This window comes from endosymbiont of Riftia pachyptila (vent Ph05) (genome assembly GCF_000224455.1).
Taxonomy (GTDB): domain Bacteria; phylum Pseudomonadota; class Gammaproteobacteria; order Chromatiales; family Chromatiaceae; genus Endoriftia; species Endoriftia persephonae.
The window spans coordinates 1-19,487 of sequence record NZ_AFOC01000075.1; the positions used below are offsets into that span (position 1 = coordinate 1).

Here is a 19,487-nt window from a genome sequence, read left to right on the forward strand (position 1 = left end):
GGACTTGCTCATATGGATTATAGACATCATCACTGCAGATGCTCCTGGTTAAAACAATATGTCCAGATAATTTGTTGTTTTCTGGTTGATTTCAAACATCTATTATTTACATAGAGCGAACATATACGCCTAAGAATGTCATTGTGGTAATAAAAAAATTATATATAGCATGAAGTCAGGGCAAAGTGCTCTTACGCCCGAGCAGGATGGGCAGTGCGGGCTGATTTGATTGAAAGCCAATACACGCTGACGACGTTAAATTAAAATCAAGCAAAGGTTATGATCTTGCGAAACCTGAGAGATAAGGTAGAAAGGGATAATAAGTGATTCATGATAAAATGTGGATCGGTATCCCTCCATTTAGAGGAAAAATATACGACCTAATCTGCTTCGTATTACGCGCCAGGTACTACATGATTATATTGCTTTATGGAACCTGTTTTCTGTCAAATTAAAGACTTGCATGTCCTGGTTGGACGAACTTCTTATCATGTATTTCCTGACAATTATAGCAACGACAGGATGTTGGATTGACTTTTAAGCGTTGTTCAGAAATGGCTTCGCCACAGTCAGAGCACTTGCCGTAGTTGCCTTGAGCGAGTCGGATCAGGCTAGCGTCGATCTCACGAATTTCATTAATGTGTCTGTCGATATTGGCTAGATTCAGATCGACCAGAAAATCGGCAACCGACTCTTCGGCTATATCATGAACACGTGTTGCCAGATCAATATACTGTTCATTATCTGATTTTAATAATTCTTGTCGAACTTCTTCCCGCAGTTCGTAATAACGGTCTCTGAGTTGTTGGTGAAATTCGGCAATCTGTCTGTTAGTGAGCTTTGCTGGCATGGCCTGTTCCTCCTGTTTGGAAGAGTCATTTAGAGGCTTTCCTGGGTGCAGATCTGTTTTATTACATTGATGTGATTTTGTTGGGTTTGTATTCGGCATTAAATTGATGTGCTGATATTCATAAGCATATGCACGAAATGGATTATATGCAAATATGTTTTCATCGATAAAACATATATTTCTTTGGCTATGTTTTCTACAGATCAGTAACGGAGAAATTATGGCAACAAAAATCGGTTTAATTGGTGATGTTCATTCCTATCCTGAACCTTTGGGTGAGGCGCTGTCGCTTCTGAAAAAGATTGGAGTGGAGATGATTTTATGTGCGGGGGATATTGCCGGATATGGTAATGATCTGGATGAACCGCTGAATTATTAATCAGTAATGAATGTAAAACGGTTATTGGTAATCATGATAACTGGCATTTACAGGGTATAAATCAGGACGATAGAACGCCTGCTGAGTCATGGATTGCGCAATTACCGGCTGCGCTAGAATTTACAATTGAAGGTAAAAGCCTGTATATGGTTCATTCCCGCCCACCGACTCATGATAGGCATGGAATCAAGTTGCTGGATGAAAAAGGGGGGGTGGTTTCTGAACAAAAGGAAATCTGGACTCAAGCTTTGGCGGGATTTGAATATGATATTCTGATTGTTGGCCATTCTCACCAGGTTTATGCGGAACAACTTGGTGATGTATTACTCATTAACCCGGGTAGTACCTGTTTTAACAATGCTTGCGGAATACTAAGTCTGCCTGAAATGAAGGTTGAATTTCTTTCTCTGCCAGATAAATCTATCGTAAAGTCATGGAACTGGGGGGCATGAGATGAATAATGCGAAAAATTGTTTATTTTTCATTAAACCTCGTAACTATTGTGACTGATACAATTATATGTGCTGTACTGTTTGATTTTGGCGGTATGCTTGCAGAAGAAGGATTTCATAATGGTTTTGTGAAACTGGCTACGGAGCAGGGGGTTGATGTACAAACTATGCCAAAAAGAGTATGAAGGCGGTAAATGATTCAGGGTTTGTGTTGGGCAAGGGAACCGCAAGTGATTTCTCGGATTTGATGCGTCAACGTACAGGTCTGACAGGTGATGACGACAGCCTGACTGAAGTGGCTCCCAATCGTTGGACAGCATCAGGGTGAAAATAAGTAAAGATCTGGCGCCTGAAAAAGCATGATCAGTCCTGCCTGGGCAGGACTGATACATGAACCTAGGCCGGGGTCCGGCCATCCAACGAGCTGTGCGGGCGTTCCTGGTTGTAGAACCGGAAATACGCCGTCAGCCCCTGTTCGAGTGCTGGTACAGAGCCATATTCACGCAGATAGATATCCTCGTACTTGACGCTGCGCCAGAGTCGTTCAATAAAACATTATCCAATGCCCGGCTGCGGCCGTCCATGCTGATCAGGATCTGGTTTTCCAGCAGCCGGCCGGTGAAGTCAACGCTGGTGAACTGGCGCCCTTGGTCGCTGTTGAAGATACACGGATGGGCATGTGACAGTGCATGATCGAGTGCCTCCAGACAGAACGGCGTATCGATGGTGTTGGATAATCGCCAAGTAAGTGCGTAGCGGCTGTACCAGTCGATGATTGCCACCAGATACATGAAGCCAACCGGCATCGGGATGACGGTGATGTCGGCAGACCACACGAGATTGGAATGGCGGAGTACCAGTCCTCTCAGCAGGTACGGATAGACCTTGTTTTTCGGGTGGGGCTTCGACGTGTGTGGCCCTGGTACTGTGCCTTCCAGGCCCATGATACACATGAGCCGCTGGATCCGCTTGCGCTTGACCTGATGCCCATTCAGGCGCAGCCAGTCGGTCATCTGCCTGGAACCAAAAAACGGGGTTCTCAGATACTGCTCGTCAATGATCCGCATCAGGCTTTGTTGAGAGGTGCGCGCCAAGTGTATTTTAGGGAGCCTCTGATCAAGCCATGAACTCGTATCTTGTGTTCAGAATATCTAGCTTCTGCCTGGGAAATCTCGGCAACTGCTCCATTCGTTGCTTTACCTCCTGCATTCATGCAGTCGTTCGCAATGGCCAGCTATCCCCCTACAGGGATGTAGGGGAGGAGCGATAGCTTTACGTGCGATTTGTGCATTGAATCTGAATATTCTGAGTCATAATCCACTTCGTCCAGACTTAATCAGAGGCTCCTTAGCCATAAGGATTGACGATTATTCAATAGCCTGAAAATTCATTTTTATTATCAAACGACCTTCAAAAAAGGTATCGATACTTACTTTTCCCGCCTGTAACATGGGGTGCATGTCCAGAGGATGTACCGGTTTCATTTCAGTAAAGCGTAGTCGATCTCCAGGATAGGTGACAGCAAAACTGACATGCAGCGGATAATAACCATCAAGAAATTTAAGATGGTAAGGACCACTGACAAGAGTAAAGGTCTTGTCTGGGTTTAGATAGAAAATTCCAACTTGTGCTGTGTTGCAGGCGAAGATCCACGATTTTTGGTTCATTGATCGGACTGCCAATCTGGCTGACCAGATAACAATAAGCTTCCTCTATTTCATCAAGCTCCTGCACCAGACTATCGGTGATCTGCTGTGCCACAATATTGTAGAGTTTGCCAACGTGGGTCACCGGGTTTTCCCCGCCGCAGCTTCCATGTTCATCGAGCGATAGGGCGTGATCAAACCATTGACCCGATTGCCACGGCCCACTTCACCATCATCGCCGGATTCGGCGGAAGTACCGGTTATCGTTAAATAGATGCTTTCTGCGGCAATATCATCGGCAGCATTGATGGTAACCATTACCTGCTTGTGCGTGGTCAGTTTCGTTTCATGTTCAACCAGAGAGGCAAGATGTAATTTTTTATCGAAATAGTCGTGCAGGCTTGAAATATAGCGATCTATAAAGGCACAGGCGATGGTCAGTTCAACTGTATCACCCCGGCGTGTGCCCATGACCTTGATGTCTTCACCGATTTCTGGATGTAATGATTTGATTTCGTTACTGTTGAGTTTCTTTTCTATCTGCAGAACAACACGTTCCAGTTCACTCAATGGTGCATAGCCCACACCACATGAGGTGTCATTGGCCAGCGCAATGCCAGTTTCTTTCTGACGAAGATAAAGTTCAACTAGATCCATTGAACCGGGTCGGATTAAGCAATGCAGTTTGATGTGTTGTGCGGGATCAAAGACGTGAAAATTCGATTCAAGCCAGTTTGAAGCACTATCGTGCATCAGTTCTTTAACCGGAACCCTGATGCCTTTGTATTCACAAGTCGCTCGTCCAGCCAGAAAGATTTCCATTGGAGCCAGTATCTTGCCACCGCCAAAGAGCGGTTGTGATGTGCCGCCCCATAAAAGGGCTTTATCGACATTATGATGTAACACCAGTCCAAAATGTTCGAGATAGAACTGGCACAGGGACCGGCTCAGCTCTTCAGCCAGCGCATCACAGATGGTATCGGGGTGGCTCATACCCTTGCGTTCCACGATTTCCACCGGTTGTTTGGCATACGGAATGGTATTGATAGCTGTAGTATTAAGTTGCTGCATAATGCAATATCTAGTCCAGATATTCTGTTGGTGATGCAATCCAGCCGAATAGAACCATTAGCATCACAATAACTGAATATATTACTGAAACAACAAGACTTCTTCTTATGCTGATGGTTGATCGGCTTTGATAAAGCAATCCTTCGCTGCCCCAATGTAGCAACAAAAAACCAAGCAGGTTGGTTAACCAGTAACCCAGGATAAAAGCAGGCAAAAATAGTTGCTCATTGATGAGTGAAAACGGCCAGGCAAACGCATATCCCAGCGGTACATTGACTACAAGGTCATTCCACCAGGACAAAGGTGAAAGAATAAAGCCAATAGTCACCAGTATCGAATTTTTTAAATGCTGCTTCATAACCATGCAGTTTACTTTGTCTATACTTAATACTGTTTCTGTGTCGCAAAGCAGTCGTACAACAGCTATGCTTAAAGTAGATTAAAGTTCCAAATGCCAGATCACTTGGTTAATAGCACATACATTCATGGTGGACTGGTATTTAGAATGCGTACTTAGATTAATAACAGGAAATTGTAAGCATGGCGAGACTGACAAGAATATTTTTCGTCATACCGCTATTGATAGTGGCTGCTTTTATGGGGCCTGCGGTTTGTGCCGACAGGCTGGATGGGCATATTATTCAACTTACCATCGAAGATGCCATTGGCCCGGCAACGGATGATTATATTGAACGGGCACTTGAATTAGCAAATGAGCAAAAGGCTGAACTGGTGGTGATTCGTATAGACACCCCCGGTGGGCTTGATACAGCCATGCGCGGGATTGTTAAAAATATTACCAATTCTTCTGTGCCTGTTGTCAGTTATGTTGCACCAACGGGTGCCCGTGCCGCCAGTGCGGGTACCTTTATCCTTTATGCTAGCCATATTGCGGCTATGGCGCCGGGTACCAACCTGGGCGCTGCGACACCGGTGCAAATAGGTGGGTTTCCGCAACCCACGGCTCCCGATAAGAAGGGGGTTAAGAACAGGGAAAATAATCAGGATAAGGAAAAAGACAGGGATGATAAACCAGAAACCATAGCCAGTGATGATGCGATGAAGAACAAGGCAATTAATGATGCGGTGGCCTATATCCGTGGGTTGGCCGAACTCCATGGCCGGAATCAGGACTGGGCGGAAAAAGCAGTACGGGAAGCGGCCAGCCTGCCGGCAAGTGATGCCTTGAAACTGAACGTTATTGATATTATCGCTACCAGCATGGCTGATCTCCTGAAGCAGGTGGAGGGTAGAGAAGTTAAAGTGCAAGGTGAGAAACGCACCTTGCATACAACCGGACGGGTTGTTCAGCAAATTGAGCCTGACTGGCGTAGCCGTTTGCTGAGCGTGATAACCAATCCGAATATTGCTTATATTCTGATGCTGATCGGGATTTACGGCCTGATCTTCGAATTGTCCAATCCCGGTGCCATTGTGCCAGGAACTATCGGCGCCATCTCCCTGTTACTGGCATTGTATTCATTCCAGATGTTACCCATCAACTATGCCGGGATGGCACTCATATTACTGGGTGTTGCCTTAATGATAGGGGAAGCCTTTGAACCTAGTTTCGGTGTGCTGGGTATCGGCGGTGTTATTTCGTTTGTGTTTGGCTCGATCATCCTGATGGATACAGAGACACCCGGCTTTGGTATTGATATTTCAGTGATCATAACCTTTGCGGCAACCAGTGCCCTGATATTTATTTTTATTATTGGCATGGCGGTCAAGGTGCGGCGGCGACCGGTGGTGAGTGGACTGGAAGAATTGACCGGTGGCACTGCCATTGTGGTGGTTGACTTTGAGCGCAAGGGCACTGTGTCTATTCATAGTGAGAACTGGAATGCTATCAGCAATGTCCCCTTACACGAAGGCCAGCGGGTCAAGGTGATCGGAGTCAAGGGTTTAACTCTGGAGGTTGAACCTTTGGATAAGACAACAGAGGAGTCAGAACCATGACTATGACAGCGTATACCTTTTATATTTTAATTTCTTTTGTTGTACTGCTTCTGTTCAGTGCAATCAGGATACTACGTGAATATGAACGTGGTGTGATTTTCCTGCTGGGTCGTTTCTGGAAAGTCAAAGGCCCCGGCTTCATTATTGTTGTTCCGCTTATCCAGCAAATGGTTCGGGTTGATTTGCGTACTATCGTTATGGATGTGCCGAGTCAGGATGTCATTTCACGTGACAATGTCTCAGTAAAGGTTAACGCGGTGGTTTATTTCCGGGTGATTGAACCTGACAAGGCGATTATCCAGGTAGAGGACTTTTATGTGGCGACCAGTCAGCTTGCCCAGACCACCTTGCGATCTGTATTGGGGCAACATGAGTTGGATGAAATGCTGTCGGAACGTGAGCGACTCAATGCGGATGTGCAAAGTATTCTGGACCAGCAAACTGATGCCTGGGGCATCAAGGTCAGCAATGTTGAAATTAAACATGTTGATCTGAATGAAAGTATGGTGCGTGCCATTGCCAAACAAGCTGAAGCCGAGCGTACCCGACGTGCCAAGGTTATCCATGCAGAAGGTGAAATGCAGGCGGCCGATAAGTTACTGGAAGCAGCAAGGACCCTTTCGCAACAATCCCAGGCTTTGCAATTACGTTATTTGCAAACGCTGACTGAAATTGCAGGTGAGCGTTCCAATACGATTGTATTTCCTTTGCCAATGGAGCTTATTGAAGGCCTGATTAAAAAGGTTGAATAAATCAGGTTGCATAGATCGTTGAGTTTAAGAGTACTTGAAATGACTAATGGAGGCAGTAGTTATGAAAATACCATTACAGGTTACATTTCGTGATATTCCCCATTCCGATGCGCTGGAAGCGGATATTCGTGAAAAAGCTGCCAAGCTGGAAGAATACTATGATCAGATTATGAGTTGCCGGATTATGATTGAATCCCCACATGGACATCATCATAAAGGAAATTTGTATCACGTCAGGGTGGATATAACTGTGCCGGGTGATGAAATTGTTGTTAGTCGTTCACCTGATCAACATCATGCCCATGAAGATGCCTATGTAACGGTGCGGGATGCATTTAATGCCGCGCGTCGGCAATTACAGGACTTTGCCAGGAAACAGCGACAAAAGGTCAAACTTCATGAAGTTCCACCTCATGGTGCGATATCAAAACTGGTTGCTGATGAAGGCTATGGCATGATCCAGGCTGATGATGGACGTGAAATATATTTTCACCGTAACAGCATTGTTAACGGTGATTATGATGTGCTGGAAATCGGCAATGAAGTCCGCTTTACGGAAGAGGCCGGTGATGAGGGTCCCCAGGCAAGTAGGGTGCATGTGATTGGTAAACATCATATTGTCACATGAAATTACAGGTACAATCCGCTAAAGTGAAACGGATGCCGACAATAAACTATTGTGTATTCATGTTTTGTTGATTGACGCTAGTGTTAATAAATGATTCCAGTGCATCGACATAACTTGAGCCACTAATGATAAATCCGTCATTATGGCCGCCACGCATTTTCAGAAAATATCTGGGTTCGTGGGCGGAATTAAAAATATCCCGGCCTTCTTCGTAGGGAATAATGTCATCATCACGACTATGCGCCACCAGCACAGGACAGTGTATTGCTTTGACATATTCTTTAGTGTTGTACTGGAAACGACTGAGCAAACGCACCGGTAGAAAAGGATAGATGCGCTGCCCCATGGAATGGGCGGAACTAAAGCTGGATTCAACAATCAGTGCAGCCGGTGTATGCTGACTGGCCAGCCAGGCGGAGATTGAACCACCCAGCGAACGGCCAAAGAGAATAATTTTATTTTCTTTAATACCACGAGTTGCCGTTAAATAATGCCAGGCGGCTTCTGCATCCTGATAGGTTCCGGCCTCGGTTGGTTTGCCTGTGCTTTGTCCATAGCCACGGTAATCAATAATCAATATGTCCAGGCCAAGGTTATTAAATAGTTTGATGGAATCCAGACGGTGAGAAATATTGCCGGCGTTACCATGTAAAAATAACAGGGTTGCCTGTTTTTGCGTATCAGATGCCTTGCTATTTGGAATGAACCAGCCATGTATCCTGGTGCCGTCATCGGTAATCAGTTCTACATCCTCATAATCTAGGCCGATACTTTTTGGTGTGGTGACAAGCCCTCGTCCGGGTATATTGGGATAGAAAATCATTCCGGGCTGCATGAAATAGACTAAAGCACTGAATGCGACATAGCCTGCAATGCCAAGGGGTAATAATTTCCAGAGCCATTCCATCATATATAGCCGACATTGTTGGTTAATTTATAATGTGCCTTCCTGCCAGGATGACAGATAATGTTGTTGTTCCGGGGTCAGCGTATCGATATCAATAGCCATCGCGGCTAGTTTTAATCTGGCCACTTCCCGATCAAGTTCAGATGGCACATTATGTACCGTGTTTTCCAGTTTTGGTTTGCCTTTGCTTTTCAGGTTAGCCAGGTAAACAGCACACAATACCTGATTGGCAAAACTCATATCCATGACTGCAGAAGGATGGCCTTCGGCGGCGGCAAGATTGACCAGCCGGCCTTCTGCTAGCAGACGAAGTTTTCTGCCATCAGTGAGGATGTATTCATCAACTGAAGGGCGGGGACGATGTTGATTCATTGAAAGTGACTCAAGGGCAGGAATATTGATCTCGACATTAAAATGACCGGAGTTTGCCAGGATGCAACCATCTTTCATCACTTGCATATGGTGTTTATCCACCACATGCTTGTCGCCAGTAGCGGTAATAATAAAGTCTGATATTTTGGAGGCTTCAATCAGTGGCATGACCTGATAGCCATCCATGCTGGCTTCTAGTGCTTTTAAGGGGTCAACTTCAGTAACCACTACTTTGGCACCATGCCCTTTGGCACGCATGGCGATACCTCGTCCACACCAGCCATAACCAACAACAGTGAACGTCTTGCCTGCGAGCAAGACATTAGTGGCACGTATTATGCCATCCAGAGTGCTTTGGCCGGTGCCGTAGCGATTATCAAACAGATGTTTGGTCATGGCATCGTTGACAGCAATAATCGGGAACTGCAATGCGCCTTCCGTTGCCATGGCCCGTAAGCGAATAACACCGGTGGTGGTTTCTTCGGTTCCACCGATCATTTCTGGAATCAGTTCAGGTCTAGATTTGTGGATCTCACTGACCAGATCCGCGCCATCATCCATGGTAATAACCGGCTGATGATCAAGCGCGACATTGATATGTTGATAATACTGCTCAGTCGTTTCACTGCGAATGGCGTATACAGGAATTTTATAATGTTTGACAAGTGCGGCGGCGACATCATCCTGCGTGCTGAGAGGGTTGCTGGCACAGAGTACAATCTCTGCACCGGCAGCCTTGAGAGTTCGGGCTAGATTTGCCGTTTCGGTGGTAATGTGCAGACAGCCACTGATGCGAATGTTTTTCAATGGTCGTTGATGTATGAAACGTTTGGTAAGTATGTGTAATACAGGCATTTCCTGCCAGGCCCATTCGATGCGCCGTTTGCCTTGCTCGACCAGGGCAGGGGTCTTGATATCAAAGTTAATACTATTTTTCATTGTATTGTTCCAGAATGAAGATAAATCAAGTTTACCTTATATTCCTAATAATACTGTCTTTATTTCCATGCTCATTAAAATATAGACTGAGTTTATGAGGTTTTTTAATCCATATTTCTGTTAATGATCTAACGGCATAGATTAATAAATGATTCGGTCATATACTTGAATAAAGCCTGTTAACAAATGTGTAATAATAGATACAAGGAGCATGTTATGACCAGTACGGGTAAAAAAACGGATTTTATTCGGCAAGGTGATCATCGTTTGCTACGAGAACTGGAACATGATCCTTATCATTCCAAAACCAAATTGAAAGAACCGACAGTCTGTCCAGTTTGCAGTGCGGTATACCATAAAGGACATTGGCAATGGGGTACGATACCGGCGGATGCACATGAAACGATGTGTCCGGCATGCCATCGAATTCATGACAAGGTGCCGGCCGGTTTTCTTACAATCAGCGGCGATTTTTATGTGCAACATAAAGATGAAATCCAGGCGCTGATTCTTAAAGTAGAAAAACGGGAAAAAAGCGAACATCCGCTTAAACGTATCATGGGAACGGAGACGGAGGATGGTGAAATGATTTATAGCTTTACTGATGCGCATCTGGCGAGAGGAGCGGGGGAAGCCTTGCATCATGCCTATAAGGGCAAACTGGATTATCAGTATACGGAGGGCGATATTATGCTTCGTGTTAGCTGGAAGCGTTAAATCGTTATACAAGCCCAATAATCTGGCGCCGACTATTTGCAGGTCGGAATGAGCAATACAGGGAATATACAATCATATGGACAAGGTTTCATGCTATAGGCATTGTCAAATTGCAACTTCTACGGGACCCACTACCACCTCTGCGGGCTCCGCCGTGGGAGGACGATTGGCCGGGGGGTAGCCAGGATCCCTCTGAGCTATGAGTTAACACATGAGCCGTTGCCTGCGAGAGGAGCGGAGCTGTTAAATCGGCATTGCGTCGAGAAAGCAAATTCCTATCCCTTGAACTCGTCTGACTGGAGATCCAGGAGGATCAACACGCTTCTCGACCTTCTGCACAATGGGTTATCTCGAACTCCAGTGTGGAGTGGGAGATGGAGAACCGCTGCGTTAATACCTCTTTGAGGGCTGCCTTGGTTGGTTCCATTTGACTAACATCTGAGGTCACCACATGCGCTTCCAGCGCGTTGCGGTATTCATCAAGCTGCCAGATATGGACGTGATGGACGTTGCTTACGCCGGCCACCTGCTGCATGGCATGGATGACATCATCGATAACAATATCTTTCGGCGTGCCCTGCATGAGGATGTGCAGGGTTTGTGGCAACATCGTGGCGGCCTGATAGAGTACGTAGGTGGCGATGAGCAGCGTCAGCAGCGTGTCACTCCAGTACCAGCCATAGAGCAGAATCAGGGCGCCGGCGATGATGACCCCGACCGAGGCCAGGGCGTCCGAGACGTTATGCAGGAAGGCGGCGCGGATGTTCATGCTGGTTTTGGACATATGGTAGGTGAGTATCGCCGTGGCTATATCCACCACCAGTGCAATTCCGGCAACGATGACCACCGTCCAGCCTTCGATCACCTGCGGTTCGAAAATACGCCATATCGCTTCATAGATGAGATAGAAACCGATCAGCACCAGTGTTACCAGATTGATGAGTGCGGCGATAACCTCGGCCCGTTTGTAACCAAAGGTCTTGAAATGGTCAGCGGGTTGCCGACCAATTTTACGCGCCACCCAGGCAATGAACAGTGAGCTGGCGTCGCTGAAATTGTGCAATGCGTCAGCGATCAGCGCCAGGCTGCCTGAGATCACGCCGCCGATCACCTGTGCCAGCGTCAGTAGCATATTAAAGGCGATGGCAATTGCCAAACGACGGTCGCCCATTGTCTCTACATCATGATGCTGGTGATCGTGATCCACCGGTGGCTCTTTGCTGAATGCATTAATACTCCCATATTACTTATAGAGTAGCGCTAATCCTCCTTATCTTTCGAATAGTACGCGGCGCGGGAAAACACCCCATACAGCACCGGCAGCACAAACCACTATGCCAGAATTCTGTCCCCGGAATTCGCTGCCTGTGATGCGTGGAGCTGAAGGTAATATCAGCGTAGTCCTCACAGTTCCACTTCCGGCTGCTGGTCTGTCAGCCAGTAGAAGCGGTAGGGCGGTATCACCAATTGCTCTTTGAACAGGGCTGGTGACTCGCCGCTGCAGAGGTCTTTGACCTGGCCGTAGCAGAACATGCCGCGGTTGCCGAGTTCGTTCAGGTTGATGTATTGGGGTGAGGCGTCGAAGTTGGCGACTACCAGCACCCGGTCGCCGCTCTGGTTGGGGTGGCTGCGCCAGAAGGCGAACAGGTGTGGGTTGTCGAGTTCTAGCAATTCGCGGTTGTTGAAGTCGGCGAAGGCGGGAATGCTCTTGCGCACCGCGATTATCTTCTTCAGGCCGTCAAAGATTTGCTGTTCGACAGTGCCGTGGCGTAGCCGCAGCTCGGCTTTCTGCCAGTCGAGCTGCGGACGATGCATCCAGCGGTTATCGCCGGCCTTGCTCTCATCCTGCAGAAAACTGCAGTCGTTGAGAGTACCGATCTCGTCGCCGTAGTAGAGCAGTGGGATGCCGCCGAAGGAGAGGATCATGCCGTGCAGTAGTAGGATCAGTTTGACAGCGCGCTCGATTGCCTCCGGATCGTCCTGTTCCAGTGCCCACTCCAGCCCCACCAGCGAGGCCAGCGAGCCGGAGATACGGGCGTCACCGGTCTTCTCATTGACGCCGAAGGGTTGTCCCTTGGCCTCAGAGTCGTCGTAGGTGCCGGTGAAGTAGTCCACCAGAAAGCGTCGGTGGGCGAGGGGTTCGTAACCGGCAAGGCGGATGTCCCGGTCATCGAAGCCGAGGCCGATGTCGTCGTGGCAGCGGATATAGTTGAGCCAGGTGGCGCGGTCGAGTTTGTCTGGCAGGTTGCGGATGCCCTGGTTGAGCAGCTTGGCATTGCGGGTGGCGACCGCATCCCAGAGTAGCGCCATGAAGGTGGCGTTGTAGGCGATCTCACACTCCTTGGCGATCACCGCATCCTCGCCGAAATATTTGATGATCTCTACCGGCGCGACGATCGCCTCGGCGATAAACAATACGCCGGGGGCGGTGACTTGGCAGCAGTCCTTCATCAACTGCAGGATCAGGTGGGCCTCGCGCTCATTCTGGCAGCTGGTGCCAATCTTCTTCCAGAGGAAGGCCACTGCATCGAGGCGTACGATGTCGGCCCCCTGGTTGGCCCAGAATAGGATGATGTCGATCATCTCGATGAACACCGCCGGATTGCTGTAGTTCAGATCCCACTGGTAGTCGTGAAACACGCTCATCACCCACTTGCCCATCGTCTCGTCCCAGGTGAAGTTGCCGGGCGAGGTCTCGGGGAAGATCTCAGGCATGGTCTCCTCAAACATGTCGGGCACGTCGCGGTTGCCGAAGATGTAGTAGTAGTCCTGATATTTTTGCTTGCCGCTGCGGGCCATCTGCGCCCAAGCGTGTTCGTCGGAGGTGTGGTTGACCACCACGTCGAACACCAGCAGCATCTCCCGTTTGTGCATGGACTCGGCCAGCTCGCGCAGGTCGTCGAGGTTGCCGACGCGGCTGTCGAGCTGGCGGAAATCACTCACCGCATAGCCGCCATCGCTGGCGCTCTCGGGGCACTTCAGCACCGGCATCAGGTGAACCATGTTGATCCCCAGCTCCTGCAGATAGGGGAGCCGTGAGCGGACCCCCCGCAGGTCGTCGGCGAAGCCGTCGGCATAGAGCGCCATGCCAACCCATTGCTGGCTGAGAAACCAGTTGTGCTCCTTCTCCCGTGCTATATCGCTCTGTTCCAGCTGCTTGCTGCGGGTGATGTATTGGTTGGCCATTACTTCCACCAGATTGATCATCTGTTCGGTGAAGTCGCTACGCTTGCCGTAGAGCAAGTGGAACAGGCTGTGGATGGCGTAGAAGTTGGCGCCGAGACGAGTGTAGAAGTGGCGCAGATCCTGGCGCCGGATCTCCGGCTTGAGGCGGTCGAGGATCTCGTTCAGTAGGGAGTGGGCGACCTGTTCGTACATGCTTGGCTTCTTTTATGTTGGGGTGGGGCAGGGTATCAGAGTCCCCACTGCTGTTTCAGTCTCTGGTAGAGGGCGGTATCCCGCACGGTTGCGCCACGCATGCCGACGATCAGCGAGGCAAACACCTGGGCGCGGCTCAGCATGCTGGCAAGATCCCAGTCCCTGAGCAGCCCCAGGATGCAGATGCTGGCGAAGGCGTCACCGGCACCCACTGTGTCGACCACCCTGGTGTCGCTGGTGGGAACGATCTCGGCGTGGTGCTGCTGGCTGTTCAGTGCAAACGCGCCCTGGCTACCGCGGGTGACGATGATCAGCTCGAGTTGATGGCACTGCAGCAGGTGCTCCGCTTTGTTCTGCAGGTTCTTCGCTGCCCGGCAGCAGGGTATTCACCTCGTCATCATTGAGCTTGGCCCAGGTAGCGTCATCCAGCATCTGGTTGATCGATTCCGCATTCCACCAAGGGGGGCGCAGGTTGACGTCCAGGAAGATCGGGGCTGGATGGCTCTGTTTCAGACTGGCGAGGGCGCTGGCCGAGTGGGGCTGGCGTAGCGCCAGACTGCCATGGTAGATCAGGGTGGCCTCGAGCGGTGGTAGCGCATTGGCCTGAATGAAGTCATAGGCGCGCTCGGCGACAATCTCGAAGTGTGGCTCGCCATCCTGGATGGTCACCTCGACGCTGCCGGTGGGGTGGGCAGAGTCGAGCTGCAGCGCGGCGCTGCTCAACCCCCACTGCTGCATGGTGTCGCGGATCCGCCGCCCCAGCGAGTCGTCCCCCACGCGGCTGATGAAGAGGGGGGCTGCGCCCAATGCCTGCAGATGCCAGGCGACATTGAAGGGGGCACCGCCCAACACACGGCTGCCATCTTCAAAGCAGTCGAACAGCACTTCGCCAAAGATGATCGGGTGTGATTCCATTTCTGCCTCAGCTTATTGGGTGGTTTGTCTGATAACTCGGCAATCAAACATCGCGCCTGCTTGCACGGCCCTATCTGACTGGAGCCGGATCTAGAGATGACTCTCAACCCCCTCGATCAGTGGCTGCAACTCGGGGTGGAAGTGGGCGACGCCCTCCAGAATGCCGGCGCTATAGTTGCCATTCATGCCGAAAAGCCCGCCGCTGGCCAGGTAGAGTGCAGGGAGGGTACCGTTGATGCGACTGGCGGCGATCGCATCCTCTACCACTGAGGGCATGGCGTTGGCGACCAGCACCGAGGGGATCGGGCTCGCCAGCACCGGCAGATCGTTACCGCTATCACCGGCAAACAGGGTCTGATGGCGCGGGATGCCGAGATAATCTTGCAGGAACTCTACTGCATGCAGCTTGCTGGCTCGGCGCGGAAGGATATCGAGCAAGGCCAACGCCAGCCGGCTCATCGACGCTGAGAATCAGGTTGGCGGCGACACCATACTGCTGAAAGCGTGCCTCTATCTTTTTCACCAACGACTGCTGCTCCAGGTGCAGTGGTAGATAGTAGCTGAGCTTGTAGCGGTTCTGTTTGCTGTGCTCTTGCAACCGCAGGTTGTCGAGATCACTCAGCAGCAGGCGTAGTGCCTGGTGATCGAGACCGTTCCAGTCGGGAGCGATCTCCTCCTGCCAGTGGGACCAGAGCTGCCAAGCTCCCTGTCGAAGGTCGTAGATCGTGCTACCGACATTGCTGATGACAAAGTCGGGACGTGGCAGCAGATAGTTCTTGATCGCTTCCTGCACCAGACGACGATCGCGTCCGCTGACAAACACCAGGATCACTTCTGGCTGCTCGACCAAATGGGTGAAGCGCCAGCGTGCATCCGGTGATTCAGGCTCGACCCCGTTGGGCAGCAGAGTGCGGTCGAGGTCGGTACAAAGCAGCAGCGGAGTCGTCATCTGGTGCTCCCCTCGGGCTCCGCCAGCTGACAGCTGCGGAAGAAGTCGTAGTGCTGCAGCGCTTCGAGGATGCCCGCGGCGTAGGGGGCATGGGCGAAATAGATGCGTTCGGCGTCTTCCAGCTGCGACAGCTCCTCATGGTGGCGGTTGCCCACCACCACCGCCAGGGTATTGCCACGCATCATATCCTCGTCGGCGCCGGAGCCGCCGGCCACCAGGATGCGTTCCAGCGGGATGCCCCAGTGCGTCGCCATGAAGCGTAGCGCCAGCCCCTTGGAGGCGCGGATCGGCAACACATCGAGGAACTGGCCGAACGAGAGCACCACGTTGACCGAGAGCTCCTCCTGGTGCAGCAGCTGGTTGATCTCGTCGAGACAGGGCGCCTTCTCCGGATCGATGTAGTAGCTGATCTTGAAGTGGCTCTGTTCGACTCGCGGCTGCGGCTGCAGACCGGGCAGCGCGTTTAACACCCGGCGTACCAGTTGCGGGGTCCACTGTTTTTCGATGTGGCGGGTCCAAGCCGTGTCCTCGGTCAGTTTCGGCGCATAGTGGATGGCGCTGCCGCCGCTGGTGATCAGCACGTCTGGCTCCGGGATGTGGTACTTTTTCATCACCTTCAGGGCTGAGTCGAGGCGGCGGCCGGTGGCGATGCCGAAGGAGACGCACTTACGATTTTTTCGTAGCAGGCTGACCAGCTCCGCCAGTGATCCCTTATCACCCAGCAGATTTTGATCGAGGTCGGTAAAGATCGCCCGGTCGTGATAAAGCATGGGACGCCGACCGCGTGCAGTGCGCACCAGCGGTGGGGCAGTCTTCGCCACGACCGGCAGTACCATCTCCAGATAGCGCTGCGCATGGGCATTCCAGACGTAGTGTTCACGCACCCCCTGCAGGCCGAGAACCGAACGCTGCTGCCACTGCTCCCAGTCGAGCAGCACGCTCTTCAGGGCGAGGGCGATATCTTCCGGGTCGAGGGGGTCAATCAGCAGGCCATTCTGACAGTTGGCGGTGATGTCGCGGGGGCCGCCATCCTCAGTGGCGACGATCGGCAGACCGCTGGCCGCCGCCTCGATCAGGGTCAGACCGAAGGGCTCGGTCAGTGCCGGATTGACGAACACGCCGTTGGAGAGCGCTGCCAACCGGTAGATCAGCGGCACGTCATCCGCTGTGTGGTGTTTGGGGTAGGCAACCTTGCCATACAGGTCGTAGCGATCGATCAGTTGCAGCAGCTCCCCCAGCACCTCTTGGGCGCCGTTGTCCAGCTCGGCGATATCATCCCGATTGCCGAGCACCACCACCAGATTGGCCATCGCCTGTAGCTCTGGGTCTTGGCCGTAGGCGGTGAGTAGTGCGGCGATGTTTTTGCGTGGGTCGGGGCGTGATAGGGCGAGGATGATGGGGCGTTCAGGCTCGCGGAGAAAGCGCCCCAGTTCGTCGGCGATATGGGTCTGCCACTCACCACCCTGGGGGGGGTGAAAACGGGTCAGGTCGGTGCCAGGGGGGATCACCACCATCTGTTCGGGTTGGTAGTGGTCGTAGAGCTCGTACTGCTCTTCGATCTCCTGATGGGTGCTAGTGATGACCCGCTCGGCGGAGGCCAGGGTCATCTCCTCCGCTTCGATGCGCCGCGACATCCGGTAGCGCTCCTCCACCTCGGTGGCGCTGATGCCGCTGGCGAGCAGGCGGCGGCGCTTGACCCGGCCCAGTGAGTGGCCGGTGTGGATCAGCGGCAGGCCGAGGATGTGTGAGAGGCGACAGCCGATATAGCCTGCATCCGCATAGTGGCTGTGCAGCAGGTCGGGCAGCTGCTGTTGTTCATCGAACAGCCTGGTGGTGTTGTCGATGAAGCTGTCGAGATGTTCCCACAGCGCCTCTTTTGGGAGATAACCCCGAGGCCCTGCCTCGATGCGAACGATGCGTGCGCCGTTGCCCAGATCCTCCAGTGGTTGCGCATAATCCTGGTGCACGTCTGGATCGTCGACCAGGCGTGTGAGCAGGTCGACCCTGCCGACAGCAGGTTGATTGGCCAGCGCCTTGGCCAGTTCAACCACATATTTGGTCTGACCGCCGGTATCGGCATCACGGCCCAGTTCCAGATCCTCGCCCCGGATCAAGCCATGCACACTAATCAGACAGAGGTAGAGTGGTTTGCTGTTATCGATGGTGGCTCCTGAGCCAAGATGCGTCACTGACTGGTCTCACCTGTTCGACTTCCGCCCCGGCCGTTCTCTGGGAGCGTTTTCTGTCACTGATGATAGTCGAAATGGTATCGCTCACACCATAGAAGACGTTTTGCAACAGGCTCTTTTGCTGGGCTGCAGGCGTGTGGGACGCGTCGTCCCCTGGGAGGGCAACCGGCCCGACCCTGCTGTGTAGTGCTCAGGGGCCTCTTCAGCAGCTCGCTGCGCAGATGGAGACGTGGCAGGTGGGGCGAAAAAAGGTCTGTGTTTTTCTAAAGGGGCATACAGTATGCCAGAGGACGCCGGAAGATTTCAGCAACAAATATGCCATTTATCTGCTAAGCGTGAGCCTTATCACGGCGCCAAATCATCCTAGTTGATCAGTTTGTCGGAAAAAGTAATTTTAATTCGCAGAAAAAAGGAAGAAAAAATCAACGATTAACCGGGTGATCGAGCATGGCATGGAGCACTTTTCAGCGGCAGATTTTTGCCCCGATTCTTTTCGCAGCGGTTCTCTTGAGTATTTCTATTGAGAGTCATGCAACCACCATGGCGGCGATGACAGGCCCTCTGGGACCTGGAGTGACCTATACCGACAGTTCCACCCCGGTCATCGTCAAGGCCGCCCAGGGAGGACAGCCCAACACCATTGTCTACATGCCGCCGGGCAGCCCGGCGCGTGGCAGCCAGTTTGGACCCTACACTTACGAACACGGCTTCATCTGTATCGGGCCTCCCGATGACGGGCCGAGGCAATTCCACTCCTGCCTGAACGATGCAGGCCTCACCTGGAACACCCAAAATGCCGGTGGCACCGGCGGCCCGGACGACCGTGAGGTGCGTGAGCATGCCGCTGCCCTGGGTTCCGACTTCGAGGAAATGGCGGAGCTGATCGCACCGGAGGCGATCCCCAACACGGTATTGCAGACCGGGCCTTCCCGTAATGGCGGGATGCGCACCTGCCTACATTCGCAGCAACGGTATCAATGAGTTGGGTCCGGATGACCCCTTCTACCTGGTGGGGTTTAAGGAGATCGGCTTCTGGAGCGAAGTCAACAACATGGATAACTGGAGTCGAGGTGATCCGAACCTGTTTGAGGTGCGCGATCTCGCTCACATCTGGCACATGCACAATCCGACCTCGATCTGGGGCAGCATGACAGTGCCGAACCATCGCCTGATCTGGATCACCGCCGGCCCGAGCAACTATGGGCCGTTTATCCCGTTCAGCATCGATGATCCCTACATCCATGAAGCCTTCAAAGACAGTAGCTACGAAAGCTCGATTATCAGCAATCCCTATACGCATGAGGAGATTGCTGAGATCGAGGATCTGATCATGGCGCCGGATGGCGCGGTGATGGGTGACATCCGCGAGATTCAGCGACGCATC

The 19,487-nt window shown here is 51.6% G+C and carries 19 protein-coding genes and 3 pseudogenes; 9 read left to right on the forward strand and 13 right to left on the reverse strand.

The genetic code is table 11. The annotated features are described in order from the left end of the window. Positions 1–451 precede the first annotated feature (451 nt). A complete protein-coding gene (locus RIFP1SYM_RS11695) occupies positions 452–850 on the reverse strand; it encodes a TraR/DksA family transcriptional regulator (protein ID WP_240991735.1) in 399 nt (132 codons plus the stop codon). 220 nt (positions 851–1,070) lie between these two features. Between RIFP1SYM_RS11695 and RIFP1SYM_RS17530 the strand changes: the two genes are divergently transcribed. Genes RIFP1SYM_RS17530 through RIFP1SYM_RS18200 form a run of 3 tightly spaced genes read left to right on the forward strand, consistent with a single transcriptional unit; the run spans position 1,071 to position 1,866 of the window. After that, positions 1,071–1,229 carry a metallophosphoesterase family protein gene (locus RIFP1SYM_RS17530; protein ID WP_139042134.1) on the forward strand — a complete coding sequence of 53 codons (159 nt, stop codon included), beginning with the start codon at positions 1,071–1,073 and terminating at the stop codon, positions 1,227–1,229. Continuing rightward, positions 1,229–1,681: a metallophosphoesterase family protein gene (locus tag RIFP1SYM_RS17020; protein WP_081417749.1), complete on the forward strand. Its 453-nt coding sequence runs from the start codon at positions 1,229–1,231 to the stop codon at positions 1,679–1,681. Before RIFP1SYM_RS17530 ends, RIFP1SYM_RS17020 begins: the two co-directional genes overlap by 1 nt. 8 nt (positions 1,682–1,689) lie before the next feature. Beyond that, entirely contained in the window at positions 1,690–1,866 is a 177-nt protein-coding gene (locus tag RIFP1SYM_RS18200) for a hypothetical protein (RefSeq protein ID WP_240991737.1), read from the forward strand. 217 nt (positions 1,867–2,083) lie between these two features. Here RIFP1SYM_RS18200 and RIFP1SYM_RS11705 read toward each other — a convergent pair. From RIFP1SYM_RS11705 to RIFP1SYM_RS17535, 4 genes and pseudogenes are all read right to left on the reverse strand, one after another. Next, positions 2,084–2,751 (reverse strand): annotated as a pseudogene (locus tag RIFP1SYM_RS11705) (IS3 family transposase); the annotation flags it as partial. Positions 2,752–3,048: 297 nt separating this feature from the next. Further along, complete coding sequence (locus RIFP1SYM_RS18205; RefSeq protein ID WP_240991739.1) at positions 3,049–3,348, reverse strand: hypothetical protein; 300 nt, start codon at positions 3,346–3,348, stop codon at positions 3,049–3,051. After that, positions 3,242–4,398 (reverse strand): annotated as a pseudogene (locus RIFP1SYM_RS11710) (methionine adenosyltransferase). The gene RIFP1SYM_RS18205 and the pseudogene RIFP1SYM_RS11710 overlap by 107 nt, the downstream one beginning before the upstream one ends. A 10-nt stretch (positions 4,399–4,408) precedes the next feature. Then, on the reverse strand, positions 4,409–4,762 hold the full coding sequence (locus RIFP1SYM_RS17535; protein WP_138921925.1) for a DUF7980 family protein: 354 nt from the start codon (positions 4,760–4,762) through the stop codon (positions 4,409–4,411). Positions 4,763–4,938: 176 nt separating this feature from the next. Between RIFP1SYM_RS17535 and RIFP1SYM_RS11715 the strand changes: the two genes are divergently transcribed. The 3 genes from RIFP1SYM_RS11715 to RIFP1SYM_RS17040 all read left to right on the forward strand — a co-directional run bounded on the left by RIFP1SYM_RS11715 (position 4,939) and on the right by RIFP1SYM_RS17040 (position 7,737). Then, complete coding sequence (locus RIFP1SYM_RS11715) at positions 4,939–6,357, forward strand: NfeD family protein (RefSeq protein WP_005964838.1); 1,419 nt, start codon at positions 4,939–4,941, stop codon at positions 6,355–6,357. Continuing rightward, on the forward strand, positions 6,354–7,109 hold the full coding sequence (locus RIFP1SYM_RS11720) for a slipin family protein (RefSeq protein WP_005964840.1): 756 nt from the start codon (positions 6,354–6,356) through the stop codon (positions 7,107–7,109). Before RIFP1SYM_RS11715 ends, RIFP1SYM_RS11720 begins: the two co-directional genes overlap by 4 nt. Positions 7,110–7,170: 61 nt before the next feature. Further along, on the forward strand, positions 7,171–7,737 hold the full coding sequence (locus RIFP1SYM_RS17040; protein WP_081417752.1) for an HPF/RaiA family ribosome-associated protein: 567 nt from the start codon (positions 7,171–7,173) through the stop codon (positions 7,735–7,737). Between the two features lie 46 nt (positions 7,738–7,783). Here the strand turns inward: RIFP1SYM_RS17040 and RIFP1SYM_RS11730 are convergent, their stop codons facing one another. Further along, a complete protein-coding gene (locus tag RIFP1SYM_RS11730; RefSeq protein WP_039960386.1) occupies positions 7,784–8,644 on the reverse strand; it encodes an alpha/beta hydrolase in 861 nt (286 codons plus the stop codon). 27 nt (positions 8,645–8,671) lie between these two features. Next, the gene (ahcY, locus tag RIFP1SYM_RS11735; protein WP_005964845.1) at positions 8,672–9,955 is read right to left on the reverse strand and encodes an adenosylhomocysteinase; all 1,284 of its coding nucleotides are present in this window, start codon (positions 9,953–9,955) and stop codon (positions 8,672–8,674) included. A 216-nt stretch (positions 9,956–10,171) separates the two neighbouring features. On the opposite strand from ahcY, the gene RIFP1SYM_RS17045 reads away from it, so the two are divergent. Then, positions 10,172–10,672 (forward strand): BCAM0308 family protein, encoded by a 501-nt coding sequence (locus tag RIFP1SYM_RS17045; RefSeq protein ID WP_081417750.1) that lies wholly within the window; start codon positions 10,172–10,174, stop codon positions 10,670–10,672. A 313-nt stretch (positions 10,673–10,985) separates the two neighbouring features. Here RIFP1SYM_RS17045 and RIFP1SYM_RS11745 read toward each other — a convergent pair whose 3' ends face one another. The 6 genes and pseudogenes from RIFP1SYM_RS11745 to RIFP1SYM_RS11765 form a co-directional block, all read right to left on the reverse strand. Continuing rightward, positions 10,986–11,879, reverse strand: a complete 894-nt coding sequence (locus RIFP1SYM_RS11745; RefSeq protein ID WP_005964848.1) for a cation diffusion facilitator family transporter — start codon at positions 11,877–11,879, stop codon at positions 10,986–10,988. Positions 11,880–12,076: 197 nt separating this feature from the next. Next, entirely contained in the window at positions 12,077–14,050 is a 1,974-nt protein-coding gene (locus RIFP1SYM_RS11750) for an alpha-amylase family glycosyl hydrolase (RefSeq protein WP_005964850.1), read from the reverse strand. Positions 14,051–14,085: 35 nt separating this feature from the next. Next, a complete protein-coding gene (locus tag RIFP1SYM_RS18820) occupies positions 14,086–14,436 on the reverse strand; it encodes a carbohydrate kinase family protein (RefSeq protein ID WP_338063178.1) in 351 nt (116 codons plus the stop codon). Beyond that, positions 14,342–14,965, reverse strand: a complete 624-nt coding sequence (locus tag RIFP1SYM_RS11755) for a PfkB family carbohydrate kinase (protein WP_005964856.1) — start codon at positions 14,963–14,965, stop codon at positions 14,342–14,344. The genes RIFP1SYM_RS18820 and RIFP1SYM_RS11755 overlap by 95 nt, the downstream gene beginning before the upstream one ends. A gap of 90 nt (positions 14,966–15,055) precedes the next feature. Further along, positions 15,056–15,914: pseudogene (locus RIFP1SYM_RS11760) on the reverse strand (HAD-IIB family hydrolase). Continuing rightward, on the reverse strand, positions 15,911–18,103 hold the full coding sequence (locus RIFP1SYM_RS11765) for an HAD-IIB family hydrolase (RefSeq protein ID WP_005964865.1): 2,193 nt from the start codon (positions 18,101–18,103) through the stop codon (positions 15,911–15,913). Before RIFP1SYM_RS11765 ends, RIFP1SYM_RS11760 begins: the two are co-directional and overlap by 4 nt. A 507-nt stretch (positions 18,104–18,610) precedes the next feature. Here RIFP1SYM_RS11765 and RIFP1SYM_RS11770 point away from each other — a divergent pair. Together RIFP1SYM_RS11770 and RIFP1SYM_RS11775 are read left to right on the forward strand one after the other, a co-directional pair. Beyond that, positions 18,611–19,084 (forward strand): hypothetical protein, encoded by a 474-nt coding sequence (locus RIFP1SYM_RS11770; protein ID WP_139042135.1) that lies wholly within the window; start codon positions 18,611–18,613, stop codon positions 19,082–19,084. Position 19,085: 1 nt separating this feature from the next. Then, on the forward strand, positions 19,086–19,487 hold a 402-nt coding region (locus RIFP1SYM_RS11775), incomplete at its 3' end, for a hypothetical protein (protein ID WP_039960384.1).

What these genes read in the sequence shown, in the direction of transcription:
- RIFP1SYM_RS11695 (WP_240991735.1), bottom strand. Translation starts at nt 850, where the DNA reads ATGCCAGCAAAGCTCACTAACAGACAGATTGCCGAATTTCACCAACAA.
- RIFP1SYM_RS17530 (WP_139042134.1), top strand. Translation starts at nt 1,071, where the DNA reads ATGGCAACAAAAATCGGTTTAATTGGTGATGTTCATTCCTATCCTGAA.
- RIFP1SYM_RS18200 (WP_240991737.1), top strand. Translation starts at nt 1,690, where the DNA reads ATGCGAAAAATTGTTTATTTTTCATTAAACCTCGTAACTATTGTGACT.
- RIFP1SYM_RS18205 (WP_240991739.1), bottom strand. Translation starts at nt 3,348, where the DNA reads ATGAACCAAAAATCGTGGATCTTCGCCTGCAACACAGCACAAGTTGGA.
- RIFP1SYM_RS17535 (WP_138921925.1), bottom strand. Translation starts at nt 4,762, where the DNA reads ATGGTTATGAAGCAGCATTTAAAAAATTCGATACTGGTGACTATTGGC.
- RIFP1SYM_RS11715 (WP_005964838.1), top strand. Translation starts at nt 4,939, where the DNA reads ATGGCGAGACTGACAAGAATATTTTTCGTCATACCGCTATTGATAGTG.
- RIFP1SYM_RS11720 (WP_005964840.1), top strand. Translation starts at nt 6,354, where the DNA reads ATGACTATGACAGCGTATACCTTTTATATTTTAATTTCTTTTGTTGTA.
- RIFP1SYM_RS17040 (WP_081417752.1), top strand. Translation starts at nt 7,171, where the DNA reads ATGAAAATACCATTACAGGTTACATTTCGTGATATTCCCCATTCCGAT.
- RIFP1SYM_RS11730 (WP_039960386.1), bottom strand. Translation starts at nt 8,644, where the DNA reads ATGGAATGGCTCTGGAAATTATTACCCCTTGGCATTGCAGGCTATGTC.
- ahcY (WP_005964845.1), bottom strand. Translation starts at nt 9,955, where the DNA reads ATGAAAAATAGTATTAACTTTGATATCAAGACCCCTGCCCTGGTCGAG.
- RIFP1SYM_RS17045 (WP_081417750.1), top strand. Translation starts at nt 10,172, where the DNA reads ATGACCAGTACGGGTAAAAAAACGGATTTTATTCGGCAAGGTGATCAT.
- RIFP1SYM_RS11750 (WP_005964850.1), bottom strand. Translation starts at nt 14,050, where the DNA reads ATGTACGAACAGGTCGCCCACTCCCTACTGAACGAGATCCTCGACCGC.
- RIFP1SYM_RS11755 (WP_005964856.1), bottom strand. Translation starts at nt 14,965, where the DNA reads ATGGAATCACACCCGATCATCTTTGGCGAAGTGCTGTTCGACTGCTTT.